The following is a 14,975-nucleotide window of genomic DNA, read 5'->3' as shown; positions in this document are numbered from 1 at the left end:
ACAAAATAAAACTTGACTTGTTTTTTTAGGCACGATAAATAGCGCTTAAAACCATTTACATTTTTTCACTATGAGGAAGTTTTAGTGTCTTCGACAGATTTTGAACTAGATGATAACTTCGGTGAGGATGATGTTAATTTCGACGAAGCTTCAAGCAAGCTGAGTGCTAAAGAATCGTTGGAAAAACGCCGTCTAATTGACGACCTACTCACACAACGTCGCTTGGAGCGTGAACTTAAAGATTTTGATTACGACTTCGACGATGATGACGACTTCGACGACGAAGATTAATCAATACAGATTTAGCATCGGCTGAATAAATGCTATGCTTATGCTTTCGGTATTTCGAAGTTTGGATATTAAATGAGTGCTTTTGATTTAGACCAGTTGAGTGAATATCTAGATGGTGACCAAAATGAGTATGGTCTAGATTTTGCGGCAACTCATGGTTTCTTATGTGCGATTGCAGTTGGACCTAAGTTTGACAAATGGTTAGATGAACTTTTCGAAGGGAATCAAAAAAAAGCACCTGCTGAAATCATTGCTCAAATTCAGGCATGGTTAGAGTCAATTCGTCAAAGTCTTGCCAATGAAGAAGGGATTACATTCCCATTCGAAATTGAAGAAGCAGATACAGAATCAAGTCTTGGTGACTGGAGTGTGGGTTTCGTAGATGCCATGTTCCTTAACGAAGATGCTTGGTTTGCTGAAGAATATGAAGAGCAATTGGTAGATTTAACACTTCCAATTATGGTCTTCAGTGGCATCGATGAAGAAGATCCACAAATGGAAACGTTCCGTCGCAATGGTCAGCTTATGGATGAACTTGCGGAAGAAATTCCAGAAAATTTAAATGAATTGTATTTAATGTATCATTCTCCTGAATAATACGTTCATTGATAAAAAGCACCTTCGGGTGCTTTTTTATTGAGTGCAATTTAGTTTGAGCTTTTCTTTCTATATTTTCGGTAGAACAGCCAAGCAACAAATAAAAGGGCAATGAAAAGCATGACATAGCCCACTTGGCTTAAGACCTGTTTCATTAAGGCTTGATTTTCACCTAAATAAAAACCCACACAGGCTAAAAAAGTTGTCCATATAATCGTGCCTAATCCACTAAATAACATGAATTTCCAAAAGGGCATATGACTCATGCCTGCAGGGATGCTAATCAGTGAGCGTACTGCAGGAATCATGCGTCCAAAGAACACAATTCGATGTCCGTATTGTTCAAACCAAGTGAGCGATGTTTTAACGTCTTCAGTTTTAATAAATAAGTATTTGCCATAACGGTCAACAAAACGAAAAATGGCATCATGGCTGAATTTGGAACCAATCCAATATAACAAGGCTGCTGCCAATAAAGAACCGAATGACCCTGCAATAATCACACCGATTAAAATTAATTGTCCTTGAGAAGCGGTATAACCCGCACTCGGCATAATAATTTCAGAGGGAATAGGCGGAAAGACATTATCAAGGAACATTAAGAATGCAATGCCCCAATAGCTCAATTGCTGCATAATGGAAATGATCCATTCTGTCATTTCATTGTTCTCAACTTACTTCACTGAATGCAGCATATCGAATGTGTAACGTATGTAATAGTTGAATTTTATTAATGATAATTTTGTAATAAGGTATAAATATAAACGCGACGTAGGGTATAGGCGAGAACGACAGGAATTGTAATCAGGAGCAAAAAGTGAATGGCGCTGTTATTCAAATGATAACCAATAAAGAGCGCGAGTATTGCACCAATCACCGTTCCTAATATCACAATAAATAAATGTGATTCTTGCTCAACTTCGGCACTGAGTTGATTTAAGCGCTGTAGCTTTAAATTGACACGAGGCTGAAATGGAACGATGTTATCTTCAAATTTGGCCAGTGGTCTGCTCATTATTACGCTCCTTTTCACTTAAATTTTTCAAATAAGAATGAAAGACTTAGTGCCTTTTAAGAAGCTTAACAATGCTTGTCTAAAAAAAATGATAGTCTTGGTAAAACCCAGTTTATTTTTTATTAAGCATGTCACCACAATGTAAAAAAAAAGCCCTCAGTAGAGGGCTTTTGTATAGCAATTTACAAAACAAGCATTAGAGACGTTTACGTTTAGCAGCCAAAATTTGTGATTGGCGCATACGGAAACCTTCTTTTTGTTTCTCAGTGGTTTTATCAATGCAGTAAACGCAAGATACACCATGTTCATAGCTAGGAAGTGCAACTTCTTCAGGTGTAAGAGGCCAGCCACATGCGTGACATTTTATATTTTGACCTTCTTCAACACCGTGAGTGACAGCTGTACGACCATCGAATACGAAGCATTCACCTTCCCAAAGACTTTCTTCAGCAGGAGTTTCTTCTAAGTATTTTAGAATACCGCCTTTGAGGTGATAGACCTCTTTAAAGCCTTCTTGGAGCAATAAAGATGTCGATTTTTCACAACGAATACCACCGGTACAGAACATCGCAATTTTTTTATCTTTATGCTGTTCAAGGTTTTTCTTCACGTATTCAGGGAATTCGCGGAAAGTTTCAGTTTTAGGGTCGATCGCACCCTTGAACGTACCCGCTTTGTATTCATAATCATTACGCGTATCGACGACAATCACGTCATCTTGTGCCAAGAGTTCATTCCACTCTTTAGGATCAAGATAATGACCAACTAAATCGCGTGGTTTAACTGGTACACCTAAAGTCACAATCTCTTTTTTGAGTTTAACTTTCATTTTACGGAATGGTTTATCCGAGCTATGAGACTCTTTATATTCCATTTCGTTAAAGCCTTCATTCAGAAGGAATTGATGTACTTGGTCAATAGATTGACGGTCACCGGCAACTGTACCGTTAATGCCTTCACCTGCCACGATGAGAGTACCGCATAAGTTGATGGAGTTTACCAAGTCTAAAAGACGTTGTTGAAGATCGGCAGGATCTTGAACTTCTTTAAATTGGTAAAGTGCGGCAACAACCCAGTCAGTGGTCGCTTGCTGTTCTACAGGTGCAAGCTGTTCTACAGTAGCGTTCATGGAATACTCCAACGTAGCATGATAATTTGAAAGGCGCATATTTTAACGGTTTTTGCGTGAATAAGCGAGTAGAACAGGGGAGTTTTAATACGCTTCAAATCATGACGCTGAGCGTGTATAGTCATGCCGATGCGAAACCCGCATCACGGATGTGACCCACTTGTTTTATGGAGTAAATTTTGAGTTCAGAGCACCGTACTTCTTCATTAACCCCATGCGCGGGACGTTGCTCAACAGTGTTTGGTGATGCCGTTTGTCGAGGTTGTCGTCGTTTTAATCATGAAGTGATTCAGTGGAATACTTATACACCAGAACAGCATGCTGCGGTTTGGCAACGTTTAGATGCACAGTTGAATCAGATTTTGGTGCCGATGCTGCCAAATGCCAATATGGTACAGGTCGAACAGTTTATTGCTTCAAAACGGATTCGGGTTCGTGACGATGCAACTCAAGGTCGTAAACTTTACTATGCGTTAAAGCTGTGTGAAAAGAACCGACATTTTACTGATGATAGTGGGCTTGGTATTAGTTACAAACAAGTCCGTCCAATTTGGGATGAGTTTGAACGCCGAGTTTTAGCCTTGGCAAAAGCCAGCTATGATTTTGCTTTTTTGCGTGCCGATGGTATCAGTCAGCATTTATTAAACTTAGAAGAAGATGAGGACGATTAAGTCCTCTTTTTTTATGAGGTGATTTGAGTGAATGTGTCAGAATGGTTGCTGTATTGCTTTGCTGTCGTGGTGATGATCGCAACACCGGGGCCTGTCATGCTGCTAGTGGCGAGTGTTGGATTAAAAGGTGGCTATTCAGCAGCACTCAAGACCATTTTTGGTACTAACTTTGCCTCGCTGATTCTAATTCTGTGTTCGGTACTGAGTCTGAAAGGGATTCTGCAAATCAATGCGCAAGCCTTAAATGTGATTCAAGTCTTGGGTTGTTTATATATCGGTTATCTCGGTTTGAGTATTTTAAAAGAAGTCCGATGTAGTACACAAAAGCAAAATGCAATCATTCAACCCATCCAAGGCGGCTTTCAGAAAGGCTTTTTAGTCGGAATTTCCAATCCGAAAGATATTATCTTCTTTGCTGCATTTTTTCCGCAATTTATTGGGGTTACACCGCAGATCAATCTGAGTTTAATGGTTTTAACGCTGTCTTGGATAGTATTAGATTTTTTGACTTTATCCTTGGTATATTTGGGCTTTAAACGACTCTCACGTTCTCGGGTTTATCCGCATTTATTGGGTTTATGCGGAACGATCTTAATCATGGTTGCTCTATATGGTATCTATTCCGTTTTTTCCTAAGCATACAACCTTATTTGAGCATAAAAAAATCCCAATCAAAATAAGACTGGGATTTTAATTTTAAGCTTAAAACTTAAGCTTAGATGTTATGACTTTGACGATAATGTACAAGTTCATCAATAGTCAAAACAGTTAAGTGATGCGTTTGCGCATAAGATAAGACTTGAATACCAGAGGCCATCGTACCGTCTGGATTGGTCAATTCACACAATACCCCAGCAGGTTTAAGACCTGCCAAGCGGGCAAGGTCAATCGTGCCTTCTGTATGACCACGACGAGTCAGTACACCGCCTTCACGGGCACGAAGTGGGAATACATGTCCTGGGCGATTCAAATCACTCGCGACTGCACCGTCTTTAATTGCGGCTTTAATCGTCGTTGTACGGTCTTTTGCAGATACACCTGTAGTCACACCTTCTGCAGCTTCAATAGTGACAGTAAATGCTGTTTTGAAGTGACTTGAATTAGACTCGACCATCGGTGGAAGTTTAAGATGATCTGCAAGTTCATTGGTTAAGCATAAACATACAATGCCTGAACCATCACGAATCATACGTGCCATGGTTTCGACTGTAAGTGTTTCGGCTGCAACAATTAAGTCTGCTTCGTTTTCACGGTCGAAGTCATCCATCACCAACACAGGTTTGCCTTGGCGGATATCTTCTAAAGCTTGTTGGATACGTTGCTCAGCAGGGGCTAGAGCGGAAAAGAAAATTTCGGGTTGAATCAAACTAGACATTGAAACGCTCACGTAAAGTTAAAGTACGATTGAACATTTCAGGACATATTGAAAATAGGCTTATCGCAAAATGGTTTCATAGAAAAATATGAAACAACATGTACTGCTTTCGTCTTCTTTCATCCGGACTATACCGTCGGCTTTGGGATTTCACCAAATCTGCGAATCATATATACAACATGATAGGCTCGTGGGCTGATTCAATCGTATACCTATATACGTTGCATTTACCACCGGTGGGGAATTACACCCCGCCCTGAAGCGATTAAAACTATTATATGCCTGTTTTTACTTGAAAATGACAGTTTTTATATCTAAATCATTCATATATTTAGTCGCGATTTGAATATTTAAAAGAAAATCATGGCAATAAAAAAGCCCGCATAATGCGAGCTCTTCAACCATGATTCAGTCAGACTTAAGCCACTTGAACTGGAATGCAGTTTGCTGTGTGGTTAACTGTATTATCTGGGTTTGCATAAACAAGACGTGGTTTATGTGCATCAGCTTCAGCTTCAGTGAAATCACCGAAAGTCGCAATAATCATAATATCGCCTACATCTGCTTGAAGGGCAGCACCACCATTTACAGAAATGATGCCTGAACCTTCTTCGCCACGAATTGCATAAGTGGTAAAACGTTTACCATTGGTCACGTTCCACATATGAATTTCTTCATATTCGCGAATGCCTGCTAAATCCAAAAGAATACCGTCAATGGCACAAGAACCTTCATAATGTAATTCTGCTTGTGTTACGACACAACGGTGGATTTTTGCTTTTAATAATCGAGATAGCATGGCTAGCGTCTCCTTAGTTGACCTAAGATATTGATCTTATGGTTGAATCAATTACTACTACACTTTTTGAGTGGGTAGGCCTGCGCATTTTGCGCTTAAACAATCTTGAAGGCAAGCGTAATTGTCCAACGATTTTTGAATGATTAGTTCGGTTTATAGGCGTTGATTTGATTCATGGCTTGTTGTATTTCACCATTTACCAGCAATTTAGTGCGGGCAAGGGCATGGTGAATTGCATCGTCCATTAAATTCTGTTCACTGCTTGGTGCTTTACCAAGAACATGACCTGAAACACGATCTTTGGAACCAGGATGACCAATACCAATACGTAAACGATGGAAATTTGGACCAATATGAGGAACGATATCACGTAAGCCATTGTGACCACCGTGACCACCACCTGTTTTTAGGCGGATTACCCCAGGGTTCATATCGAGTTCATCATGTGCAATTAAAATTGCTTCAGGCTGAATATTGTAGAATTTGGCGAAAGGAACAACACTTTTACCAGAAAGATTCATAAAGGTCGTTGGAAGAAGTAGACGAACGTCTTGACCTTCAATTTTGCCTCGACCGCTGATTCCGAAGAACTTTGGGTCATTTTTAAGTGAGATGCCATATTGTTCTGCAAGGCGTTCAACAAACCAGAAGCCTGCATTATGGCGGGTTTGGGCATACTCAGAACCTGGGTTGCCCAAACCAACAATCAGTGAAAGATTTGACACTAATTTACACCATTAACACTTATGCGCGTTTGAAGTCAGCGTGCATTGGAGTGTTTTTAGCTGGGTGACGTTGTAAAGCTTGGATTTTAACGCTTTCAACTTTACCATCAACATCAATTTCGATTACTTCTTCGAAGAAAGCGTTGCTTTCTAGGAATTTAACAAGTTGACGAAGCTCAAGAGATACAGCTACAGGAGCAGCTTCACCACCATAAATGATAGCAGGTACTTTGTTTTGAAGACGAAGGCGGCGGCTCGCACCTTTCCCTTGAACTGCTTCATCACGTGCTACTGCATTTAATACGAAGTTTGCCATGATAGACATCCTATTTTAAGTTTAAGTAACTAGACTTGCGACCAGTCTAGTGAGTAAAAGCCCCGCCAAATGGCAGGGCTTTGGAAATTCAGCGCACTATTATAGATAAGAATCGAACATTGCGCTAATAGATTCTTCGTTGTTAATACGACGAATTGTTTCAGCAACCATACTTGCTACTGAAACTTGGCGAATCTTACCAAGTGCTAAAGCTTCTTCTGAAAGAGGAATGGTATCTGTTACAACCAATTCATCAATTACAGAATTTTTAAGATTTTCGAGTGCTTTACCAGACAATACTGGGTGAGTTGCATAAGCAATAACTTTACGTGCACCGAAGTTTTTCAATGCATCAGCTGCTTTGCAAAGTGTACCAGCAGTATCTACCATGTCATCAACGATGACACAGTCACGGTCTTTAACATCACCAATTAAATGCATCACTTGTGATTCATTCGCTTTTTGACGACGTTTATCGATAATTGCAAGATCGATATCACCCATTTGCTTAGCCACTGCACGTGCACGTACAACACCACCAACGTCAGGTGAAACCACCATTAGGTTGTGATGAGACTGTTGACGAAGATCAGCTAAAAGCGCAGGAGTACCGTAGATGTTGTCTACAGGAATATCGAAGAAACCTTGGATTTGGTCGGCGTGAAGGTCAATCATCACAACGCGGTCAATACCTACAGTTGTTAGCATATCTGCAACAACTTTAGCAGTAATTGGCACACGGCTTGAACGCGGACGACGGTCTTGACGAGCATAACCAAAGTAAGGAATCACAGCAGTGATACGACCAGCACTCGCGCGACGTAATGCGTCAGCCATGACTAAGATTTCCATCAGGTTATCGTTAGTTGGGGCGCAAGTAGGTTGCACGATAAATACGTCTTTACCACGAACGTTTTCAGTAATCTCTACAGCGATTTCACCATCAGAGAACTGACCTACAGAGGCAGCGCCTAGAGGAATATGTAAGTGGCTTACGACTTTTTGAGCGAATTGTGGATGTGCGGTTCCACTAAAAACGACAAGATTGGGCATGAAGCACCCTTGGCGGTTAGAATATATGGGAATAGATGGCAGGGGCGGCTGGATTCGAACCAACGGATGCCGAGATCAAAACCCGGTGCCTTACCACTTGGCGACGCCCCTAATGCGGCAGAACTTTAATATTTTTACGGTAAAGTGTCAAGGTAAATTAACAGTGTTACTGTAAAACTATGCTCTGTCTTTTTCGAGAAATTGGCAGGGGCGGCTGGATTCGAACCAACGGATGCCGAGATCAAAACCCGGTGCCTTACCACTTGGCGACGCCCCTAAATTGATGAATGTAAGATGGCAGGGGTAGCTGGATTCGAACCAACGGATGCCGAGATCAAAACCCGGTGCCTTACCACTTGGCGATACCCCTAATACAAACATCTACAGATGAAATTGGCAGGGGCGGCTGGATTCGAACCAACGGATGCCGAGATCAAAACCCGGTGCCTTACCACTTGGCGACGCCCCTAACGAACTTTAAACTGAACTAAAGGTGATTCTTTTAAACTGTTGACCAAGTAAGATTTACATGGTGAGTTTGCCAGAACATCTTCGATATTCAATTTATCAGTTACTTCAACAAACACACAAGCACCTGTACCTGTAAGTTTTGCAACACCGAACTGGTCGAGATATTGCATTGCTTCATCGACTTCGGGATATAAACGTCTTGCCAGTGGCTCAAAGTTATTTCCAAAATCAGATGGCGTTTCCTGATAGGCGCAAAATTTAGTGCTCTTCGTGTCTCTTGTCAACGTTTTTTGTGAAAAAAGCAATTGAGTGCTGATAAAACAGTCAGGTTTGAGCACAATGTATTGTTTTTGATCTAAGTCTATGAATGTTAAGTGTTCACCAATACCTTCAGCCCATGCATTTTTACCATGTACAAAAATAGGGACATCTGCACCTAACTTCACCCCCAGTTCAGCCAGTTGTTCAGTATTCAAGCCACATTGCCAAAGTTGATTCAAAATAATCAGGGTTGTTGCAGCATTAGATGAACCACCGCCAAGTCCTGCACCCATCGGAATATTTTTTTCAATGCGAATATTTAGACCTGTATATGCGCTTGCATGCGGTTTTAGCATCATCGCTGCACGATAAATCAGATTATTTTCTAAATTGACCGTATCCAATCCTTCAATTTTAATTTGCCCATCATCTGTTTGCTCAAATTCGAGCCAATCGCATAAGTCAATTAACTGAAAAATGCTCTGTAGCTCGTGATAGCCATTTTCACGGCGACCTGTAATGTGCAAAAACAAATTTAATTTTGAAGGAGAGGGTGCACGAATCATAAAAATATCAATCTATGGTTTAGCGGTTTTGAATGACCATTGTAATACGATTTTCTTTACCCGACTCAAGCGCTTGCTTCAAAATCAAACGGTTTGGCAGTTGAGCTTGTTCGTTATAACTCAAATCTACCGTCCAGCCATCTTCAATAATTTGCACTAAACGATTTTGTTGATCTTGCTGTGTTTGTGCAGACGTAGTTGCAGGTTGAGCTTGTACCCAATCGACTAAATGGGTGATAGGGGCTTGCCAACCTGTTGCACGTTGAAGCAGTTCTTCAGGGGTTGCAGCCTGAATCAGTCCAGTTTTCGCACTGTTTAGACTGACGTTACCCGGTTGTCCTGAAATTTGAGTTTTTCCAATGCCTAAGATACCTGTGAGCTCAATGTCAAAATCTTGATCATCTTGTACCCATGTAAAAAATGCACTGCCGCTTTGTGCCGTAGTTTTCACCCCAATTTTACCTTGAAGTTGAAATTGGTTAGTTGCTTTGACATCTTGCGCAGTTTCTTCAGATGGATGTTCAAGCACAGGTGTATTGGCTTGAGCCTGTGGTTTTGCGATCTGCTGACACCCTGTTAAAAATAGAATGCTTGATGCAAAGACTGCACAAGTCATTGAATTTAATTTTGGCATAGGTTGAATTAACTCGTTTGAAAGGATGGAATTAACAATAATGAATGAAGTTGTTTTAATTCAGGATCATTTGGGTAGTTTTGTTGTAGTTGATTTAACATTTGATTGAAACGTGACATGTCACCGTTCATATACAGCGAACGGGCATAGCGTACGCCAATCTTCACGGTTGGGTTCAACAGATAGGCTTTTTCTAAAACGGATACTGAGGTGGCATAATCATTTTGCAAATAACAAATATAGCCGTAAGTATCGAGAATGGATGCTTGCTCAGGTGCAAGCTCGAGAGCCTTTTCAACATATTTACGTGCATCATCTAAACGGTGATTTTGCATCGCTAGGGTATATGCATAGGCATTTAAATACGTTGGACTATTGGGTTCAATATGCAGCAAGGTTTTTAATCGTTCATCTAAAATTTCACGATCTTCAAAAGGATCGAGTAACAGTACTTGTGCGTAAATCAGTTCAGGATCTTCGGGTAAGTTTTGGCTCGCTTCTTCAAGCAAACGAAGGGCTGCATGTTTGTTGTTCATGCGTTTTAAAATATCAGCCTGAGCTAAATACAAAAAGCTGGCATGTTGCGGATAATTTACCCGTTCTTGCGTTAAAAAACGCAATGCATCATGCAATTTATCTTGCTCGCTAAAAATAGCAATCATATTGCGACGCGATACGGTGTAAAGGCTGCCATCTACTAGACGATAATAGGCTTTTGCCGTTTCATAATGCTGTTTACGCTCAGCATTCACTGCGAGGTAATAGTAGGCCTCGTTTTGATATTTGAGCGAATAACGCAGTTCAACCAAATATTTTTCTGCTTTTTCATACTCTTCTAAATCAATACTGGTTAAACCTGCAATGAATAAAGCCTCTTCGGATTTAGGCCACTTTTTGATGGTTTCTTCCAACTTAGCAAGGGCTTGCTTGGAATAATTTAACTTAATGAGATATTTAGCTTCAGCGAGTCGAATCTCTAAATTGTTTTTATTCTTGCGACTGGCTTTTTCATACCATGCTAAGGTTTCTTGTTCATTGCCTAAGCTATTAAGCAGATTGGCTTTCATTAAGATATAGCCCGTTGTTTTTGGGCGTTTCTTAAGTGCACGATTGATCGTTTCAAGCGCTTGCTCGAGTTGTCCATTTTGAGCTTCTAAGCCCGCAATAAGCACCAAAATAGAAGGATTGTCTTTGGTTTTACTGGTACTCAAAGCTTGGATCAGATAATCACGATCTTCAGTATTATCAGGTGCAATTCCCGCTAAAATTTCTTCTAAGTCCGCGGTTTCATCAATTTTTAAAATTTTATCGAGCGTTTCTGCTGCCAGTTCATATTCATGGGCTTTCAATGCAATGTGTGAAAGGTAAAACAGAGCAGGTACATCTTGCGGTTCTTGTACAACCCAGTGCGTTGAAATATCTAAAGCAGCACGTAAGTCCTCATGTTCAAGCGCCACATTTAAAGCACGTTGTTTGACGGCAGTTGAATTACTTTTAATCGCGAGTACGGTGTAATTATGTAAAGCTGTTGGAATATCGCGCGCTGTAAGGGCAAACTCAGCCAGCATACTTTGTTTTATCGCTTCATAATTTGAGTTTGCATGGTAAACTGCTTCTGCTGCCCGAATTTGAACAGTCGAAGCCATGCTACCGACCAGTAAGAATGTGGTAGAATATTGCTTAATTGTACTGCCGTTCATTCGGCTCATTGTTTGACGCAATTTTTTCTTGATCCAAGTAATGCTTTTTATGACACCAATGTTGCACAATAGCATAAATTTAGCGAATTGATGACCTGATATGTCTTTCTTTGCATTGGGTGTCAACCATCAAACTGCCTCTGTAGAATTGCGTGAGCAAGTTGCATTTAATCCTGAAAAATTAAGTGCTTTATTGCTTGAGCAAAGCCAACACCCTGAATTGAATGACATGGTGGTGGTTTCTACATGTAACCGAACTGAAGTGTACGCTATGTCGGAAAATGTCGACATGGTGCTAAATTGGCTCGCTCAAAAAAACAATATTGATATCAAACAACTACAAAATCACGTTTATCGTTATGAAAATGCTCAGGCCATTACCCATTTAATGCGTGTGGCAAGTGGTTTAGATTCACTCATGCTGGGTGAACCACAAATTTTAGGGCAAGTGAAGACAGCATTGTCCCTTGCAAAAGCATCGAATACGGTTTCCCAAAATCTCAATCATATTTTTGAATATGCATTTTATGCAGCAAAACGCGTGCGTTCTGAAACAGCAGTCGGTAGTCATGCAGTTTCCATGGGCTATGCCGTGGCGCAGCTTGCATTACAAGTCTTTTCAAAACCTGAAAAACTCACCGTAATGGTGGTTGCAGCAGGGGAAATGAACAGCCTTGTGGCAAAACACCTTGCTGAAATGGGTGTGGCGAAGATTATGATTTGTAACCGTACCCGTGCACGTGCGGAAGCCTTGGCACAGGAAATTGCCCATCGTGTTGAAGTTGAAATTGTTGAATTTACAGATTTGGCAGCGAATTTGCATCGTGCCGATGTGATTTCAAGTTGTACGGGCAGTTTGCATCAAGTGATTCATTATGCCGATGTCAAAGCGGCGCTGAAAAAACGCCGTTATCAGCAAATGTTGCTTGTAGATTTGGCTGTGCCACGTGATATTGAGCCAAAAGTTGAAAACCTTGATGGGGTTTATCTCTATGGGGTAGATGACTTACAAAGTGTCATCGATGAAAACTTAGCTCAGCGTCGTCAAGCAGCCGTTGAAGCTGAAGTGATGGTGAATCAACTCGCTACTGAGCTGATGACGCAGCAAAAAGTTTCGCAGGCAGGGGAAACTATTCATGCCTATCGTGAACATGGTGAGCAATTACGTCAGGAAGAATTAACGCTGGCACTAGAAAGAATTAAGCAGGGTGAAAACGCTGAACACGTGATGGCAGAGTTTTCTCACCGTCTGACACAAAAGTTATTACATCCTACTTCAATCGTGCTACGTGAAGCTGCCAAAGACGATGATCCGAGTCTATTTGAAAAGATGCAGGAACACTTGCAGCATGTGATGCACACGCGTCGAAAGTCAAAAAAATAAAAGTAATTTAATTTAGCAGGAATTAATCTTCTAAAAGCGTCATCGAGCGCTTTTTATCAATCTCATAAATCTGCAATTTGAGGTTTTTCATTTCCTCAATACTTCTAAACTTCTTCGATTTAATTTTATTTTTTAAGCATTGATATTGTAGCTTCGTCGAGAAATCTGCAGCCAGTTTATCTGCCTGTTCAGGTGAAGACGTGTAATCGCTGACATTGGCATGTTGTAAAATATGCTGCAATTCATGATGATAAGATGCACATGCTCCTAAAACATAATAGCTGGAAAGTTCAGGATCATCAGGCAAATCATCAAAAATCACATTTAAGATATTTAAAATTTTATACAGCAATTGATCTTCTGCAACTAATGCGCGAAGCGGCTCAAAATGAATGTATAAATATGGATGATTCATCAAAATCGCAATCACATATTCTTCAGCATCAATCTTGGTACTAAAACTTAAAGATGCATCATTGTTGACTTTAGGTTGCCATTTACGATTAAAGCCTAACTTCTCACGGAAGAACTGCTGTAACAAATAACGGAAAGAACCGGTTTTAGGTAACAGTTCAGTCAGTTGTTTAAGTTCACCCATGACCTGACTTTTGCCTTCAGGTGTAGTGATGTCTTGGTTTTGGGTCAGTAAAGCAAAGACGAAATCTGACATGAGCGGTGCTTGATCAAGCAAACGCCTAAAATTTTCAATCCCTTCACGACGGATCAATGAGTCAGGGTCATGATCATTAGGAAGAACGAAAAATTTAAGCTCACGTCCGTCATTGAGTAAGGGAAGGGCTATTTCTAAAGTACGTCGTGCAGCTTTTTGTCCCGCAGCGTCGCCATCGAAGGCAATGGTAATACGGTTATTTTGCTTAAATAGAATATTTAAGTGTTCTGTATTACTTGCTGTACCTAAGGTTGCGACTGCGCCATGAATGCCATATTGCTGTAAAGCAATAACATCCATATAACCTTCAACCATTAGCCAATCTTGCGCTTTTTGCTTACGTCCTTCGTATAAACCATAGAGTAGTTGGTTCTTATGAAAGACTTCAGAATCAGGCGAGTTGATATATTTAGGCTTGATCTCGTCATTTAGCGCACGACCACCAAAACCTACAACGCGGCCTTTATTGTCCCGAATTGGGAAAATCACACGATCACGCAGTAAATCGAATTCGCGACCATTGTCACTGGTACGAATCAATCCAAGAAGTTTTAAGCCTTCTATATCTTGAGGGAAGGCTTTTTCAAGATGTTGCCAATCTTCAGGTGCATAGCCTAAGCGCCAATAGGCAATTGTTTCAGGGCTTAGACCACGCTGTTTAAAATATTGCTGCGCGCTTGGGCTGCGCGGTAATTGACGTTCATAGAACTGTGCAATATTTTCCAGTAAATCGTATAGGTTGCCATCTTGCTCAACCTCTGCCGCAGGCATATGTTCAAATACTGCGAAAGGATCATCGTAAAAGGGTTGTGCGTCATTAAATTCTGCAAATGGGTCAAAATTTGCAGATGCAGCATCAGATTCAACCGCTGATTTTAGTTCGGTTTTTGGAGTAGTTGGGGTAGGTGCAGGCGCTTTAGGTTTTGCTGCTTCACGCTTATATTTGAGTTTATTCGAATCAAAATTATCTTTTGGTAGTTCGATGCCTGTTTGACTCGATAAATCTTTCATCACATCGATGAAATTACGGCTGCCAATATCCATTAAAAAACGGATGGCATTCCCGTTGGCCTGACAACCAAAACAGTGAAAATATTGTTTGTCACGATAGACGTGGAAAGACGGTGATTTTTCTTGGTGAAATGGACAACAGCCCGAATAGGTACGCCCCGTCTTTTTTAATTTCACGAATTGACCAATCACATCGACAATATCGGTGCGATCGAGAATCTGATCAATCGTATGTTGAGGAATGGCCATAATATTGTGAGCTTCTCGTGCTGCTTCTTTAAGCTATAAACTATTGAATAATGAGGAA

At 40.7% G+C, this 14,975-nt stretch carries 17 protein-coding genes, 4 tRNA genes and 1 riboswitch; of the genes, 5 read left to right on the top strand and 16 right to left on the bottom strand.

Annotated features, from left to right (window positions below; all coding sequences use genetic code 11):
* The first annotated feature begins 84 nt into the window (after positions 1-84).
* Both A3K93_RS08780 and A3K93_RS08775 read left to right on the top strand, forming a co-directional pair.
* Positions 85-291 carry a PA3496 family putative envelope integrity protein gene (locus A3K93_RS08780; RefSeq protein WP_004280622.1) on the top strand — a complete coding sequence of 69 codons (207 nt, stop codon included), beginning with the start codon at positions 85-87 and terminating at the stop codon, positions 289-291.
* Positions 292-363: 72 nt separating this feature from the next.
* Positions 364-888: a YecA/YgfB family protein gene (locus A3K93_RS08775; RefSeq protein ID WP_067730803.1), complete on the top strand. Its 525-nt coding sequence runs from the start codon at positions 364-366 to the stop codon at positions 886-888.
* A 50-nt stretch (positions 889-938) separates the two neighbouring features.
* On the opposite strand, the gene A3K93_RS08770 is transcribed toward A3K93_RS08775, so the two are convergent.
* The 3 genes from A3K93_RS08770 to trhO form a co-directional block, all read right to left on the bottom strand.
* The gene (locus tag A3K93_RS08770; RefSeq protein WP_067730801.1) at positions 939-1,547 is read right to left on the bottom strand and encodes a DedA family protein; all 609 of its coding nucleotides are present in this window, start codon (positions 1,545-1,547) and stop codon (positions 939-941) included.
* Between the two features lie 71 nt (positions 1,548-1,618).
* Complete coding sequence (locus A3K93_RS08765; RefSeq protein ID WP_067730800.1) at positions 1,619-1,903, bottom strand: hypothetical protein; 285 nt, start codon at positions 1,901-1,903, stop codon at positions 1,619-1,621.
* 196 nt (positions 1,904-2,099) lie between these two features.
* Entirely contained in the window at positions 2,100-3,032 is a 933-nt protein-coding gene (gene trhO / locus A3K93_RS08760) for an oxygen-dependent tRNA uridine(34) hydroxylase TrhO (protein ID WP_067730798.1), read from the bottom strand.
* A 179-nt stretch (positions 3,033-3,211) separates the two neighbouring features.
* Here trhO and A3K93_RS08755 point away from each other — a divergent pair, with 179 nt between their 5' ends.
* Both A3K93_RS08755 and A3K93_RS08750 read left to right on the top strand, forming a co-directional pair.
* Entirely contained in the window at positions 3,212-3,703 is a 492-nt protein-coding gene (locus tag A3K93_RS08755; RefSeq protein WP_067730797.1) for a DUF1289 domain-containing protein, read from the top strand.
* 27 nt (positions 3,704-3,730) lie between these two features.
* A complete protein-coding gene (locus A3K93_RS08750) occupies positions 3,731-4,339 on the top strand; it encodes a LysE family translocator (protein ID WP_067730795.1) in 609 nt (202 codons plus the stop codon).
* Between the two features lie 79 nt (positions 4,340-4,418).
* Here A3K93_RS08750 and ribB read toward each other — a convergent pair whose 3' ends face one another.
* From ribB to A3K93_RS08690, 12 genes are all read right to left on the bottom strand, one after another.
* Positions 4,419-5,078 (bottom strand): 3,4-dihydroxy-2-butanone-4-phosphate synthase, encoded by a 660-nt coding sequence (gene ribB / locus A3K93_RS08745; RefSeq protein WP_067730794.1) that lies wholly within the window; start codon positions 5,076-5,078, stop codon positions 4,419-4,421.
* Positions 5,079-5,185: 107 nt separating this feature from the next.
* Positions 5,186-5,345, bottom strand: a riboswitch (FMN riboswitch).
* A 151-nt stretch (positions 5,346-5,496) separates the two neighbouring features.
* Entirely contained in the window at positions 5,497-5,877 is a 381-nt protein-coding gene (gene panD, locus A3K93_RS08740; protein WP_034585782.1) for an aspartate 1-decarboxylase, read from the bottom strand.
* A gap of 143 nt (positions 5,878-6,020) precedes the next feature.
* Positions 6,021-6,602 carry an aminoacyl-tRNA hydrolase gene (pth, locus tag A3K93_RS08735; RefSeq protein ID WP_067730792.1) on the bottom strand — a complete coding sequence of 194 codons (582 nt, stop codon included), beginning with the start codon at positions 6,600-6,602 and terminating at the stop codon, positions 6,021-6,023.
* A 19-nt stretch (positions 6,603-6,621) separates the two neighbouring features.
* Positions 6,622-6,918, bottom strand: coding sequence for a 50S ribosomal protein L25 (gene rplY / locus A3K93_RS08730; protein WP_067730790.1), 297 nt, complete (start codon positions 6,916-6,918; stop codon positions 6,622-6,624).
* A gap of 99 nt (positions 6,919-7,017) precedes the next feature.
* Complete coding sequence (locus A3K93_RS08725; protein ID WP_067730788.1) at positions 7,018-7,971, bottom strand: ribose-phosphate pyrophosphokinase; 954 nt, start codon at positions 7,969-7,971, stop codon at positions 7,018-7,020.
* Positions 7,972-8,007: 36 nt separating this feature from the next.
* Positions 8,008-8,082 (bottom strand) — tRNA-Gln (locus tag A3K93_RS08720).
* Positions 8,083-8,173: 91 nt separating this feature from the next.
* Positions 8,174-8,248: transfer RNA gene (locus A3K93_RS08715), tRNA-Gln, on the bottom strand.
* Positions 8,249-8,266: 18 nt separating this feature from the next.
* A tRNA-Gln gene (locus A3K93_RS08710) sits at positions 8,267-8,341 on the bottom strand.
* Positions 8,342-8,365: 24 nt separating this feature from the next.
* Positions 8,366-8,440 (bottom strand) — tRNA-Gln (locus tag A3K93_RS08705).
* Positions 8,439-9,269, bottom strand: coding sequence for a 4-(cytidine 5'-diphospho)-2-C-methyl-D-erythritol kinase (gene ispE / locus A3K93_RS08700; protein WP_067730786.1), 831 nt, complete (start codon positions 9,267-9,269; stop codon positions 8,439-8,441). Before ispE ends, A3K93_RS08705 begins: the two co-directional genes overlap by 2 nt.
* A gap of 19 nt (positions 9,270-9,288) precedes the next feature.
* Complete coding sequence (gene lolB / locus A3K93_RS08695; RefSeq protein WP_067730784.1) at positions 9,289-9,903, bottom strand: lipoprotein insertase outer membrane protein LolB; 615 nt, start codon at positions 9,901-9,903, stop codon at positions 9,289-9,291.
* 8 nt (positions 9,904-9,911) lie between these two features.
* Positions 9,912-11,624: a tetratricopeptide repeat protein gene (locus A3K93_RS08690; RefSeq protein WP_067731713.1), complete on the bottom strand. Its 1,713-nt coding sequence runs from the start codon at positions 11,622-11,624 to the stop codon at positions 9,912-9,914.
* A 79-nt stretch (positions 11,625-11,703) separates the two neighbouring features.
* On the opposite strand from A3K93_RS08690, the gene hemA reads away from it, so the two are divergent.
* The gene (gene hemA / locus A3K93_RS08685; RefSeq protein ID WP_067730782.1) at positions 11,704-12,987 is read left to right on the top strand and encodes a glutamyl-tRNA reductase; all 1,284 of its coding nucleotides are present in this window, start codon (positions 11,704-11,706) and stop codon (positions 12,985-12,987) included.
* 22 nt (positions 12,988-13,009) lie between these two features.
* Here the strand turns inward: hemA and A3K93_RS08680 are convergent, their stop codons facing one another.
* Positions 13,010-14,917 (bottom strand): DNA primase, encoded by a 1,908-nt coding sequence (locus A3K93_RS08680; RefSeq protein ID WP_067730780.1) that lies wholly within the window; start codon positions 14,915-14,917, stop codon positions 13,010-13,012.
* Between the last annotated feature and the right edge of the window lie 58 nt (positions 14,918-14,975).

Source organism: Acinetobacter sp. NCu2D-2, from assembly GCF_001647675.1.
In the GTDB taxonomy this organism is placed as follows: Bacteria; Pseudomonadota; Gammaproteobacteria; order Pseudomonadales; family Moraxellaceae; genus Acinetobacter.
The sequence above is the reverse complement of the archived record's forward strand: the minus strand, read 5'-3'. Positions and strand labels throughout refer to the sequence as shown.

What these genes read in the sequence shown, in the direction of transcription:
- trhO (WP_067730798.1), bottom strand. Translation starts at nt 3,032, where the DNA reads ATGAACGCTACTGTAGAACAGCTTGCACCTGTAGAACAGCAAGCGACC.
- A3K93_RS08725 (WP_067730788.1), bottom strand. Translation starts at nt 7,971, where the DNA reads ATGCCCAATCTTGTCGTTTTTAGTGGAACCGCACATCCACAATTCGCT.
- A3K93_RS08765 (WP_067730800.1), bottom strand. Translation starts at nt 1,903, where the DNA reads ATGAGCAGACCACTGGCCAAATTTGAAGATAACATCGTTCCATTTCAG.
- hemA (WP_067730782.1), top strand. Translation starts at nt 11,704, where the DNA reads ATGTCTTTCTTTGCATTGGGTGTCAACCATCAAACTGCCTCTGTAGAA.
- lolB (WP_067730784.1), bottom strand. Translation starts at nt 9,903, where the DNA reads ATGCCAAAATTAAATTCAATGACTTGTGCAGTCTTTGCATCAAGCATT.
- panD (WP_034585782.1), bottom strand. Translation starts at nt 5,877, where the DNA reads ATGCTATCTCGATTATTAAAAGCAAAAATCCACCGTTGTGTCGTAACA.
- ispE (WP_067730786.1), bottom strand. Translation starts at nt 9,269, where the DNA reads ATGATTCGTGCACCCTCTCCTTCAAAATTAAATTTGTTTTTGCACATT.
- A3K93_RS08775 (WP_067730803.1), top strand. Translation starts at nt 364, where the DNA reads ATGAGTGCTTTTGATTTAGACCAGTTGAGTGAATATCTAGATGGTGAC.
- A3K93_RS08680 (WP_067730780.1), bottom strand. Translation starts at nt 14,917, where the DNA reads ATGGCCATTCCTCAACATACGATTGATCAGATTCTCGATCGCACCGAT.
- rplY (WP_067730790.1), bottom strand. Translation starts at nt 6,918, where the DNA reads ATGGCAAACTTCGTATTAAATGCAGTAGCACGTGATGAAGCAGTTCAA.
- A3K93_RS08770 (WP_067730801.1), bottom strand. Translation starts at nt 1,547, where the DNA reads ATGACAGAATGGATCATTTCCATTATGCAGCAATTGAGCTATTGGGGC.
- ribB (WP_067730794.1), bottom strand. Translation starts at nt 5,078, where the DNA reads ATGTCTAGTTTGATTCAACCCGAAATTTTCTTTTCCGCTCTAGCCCCT.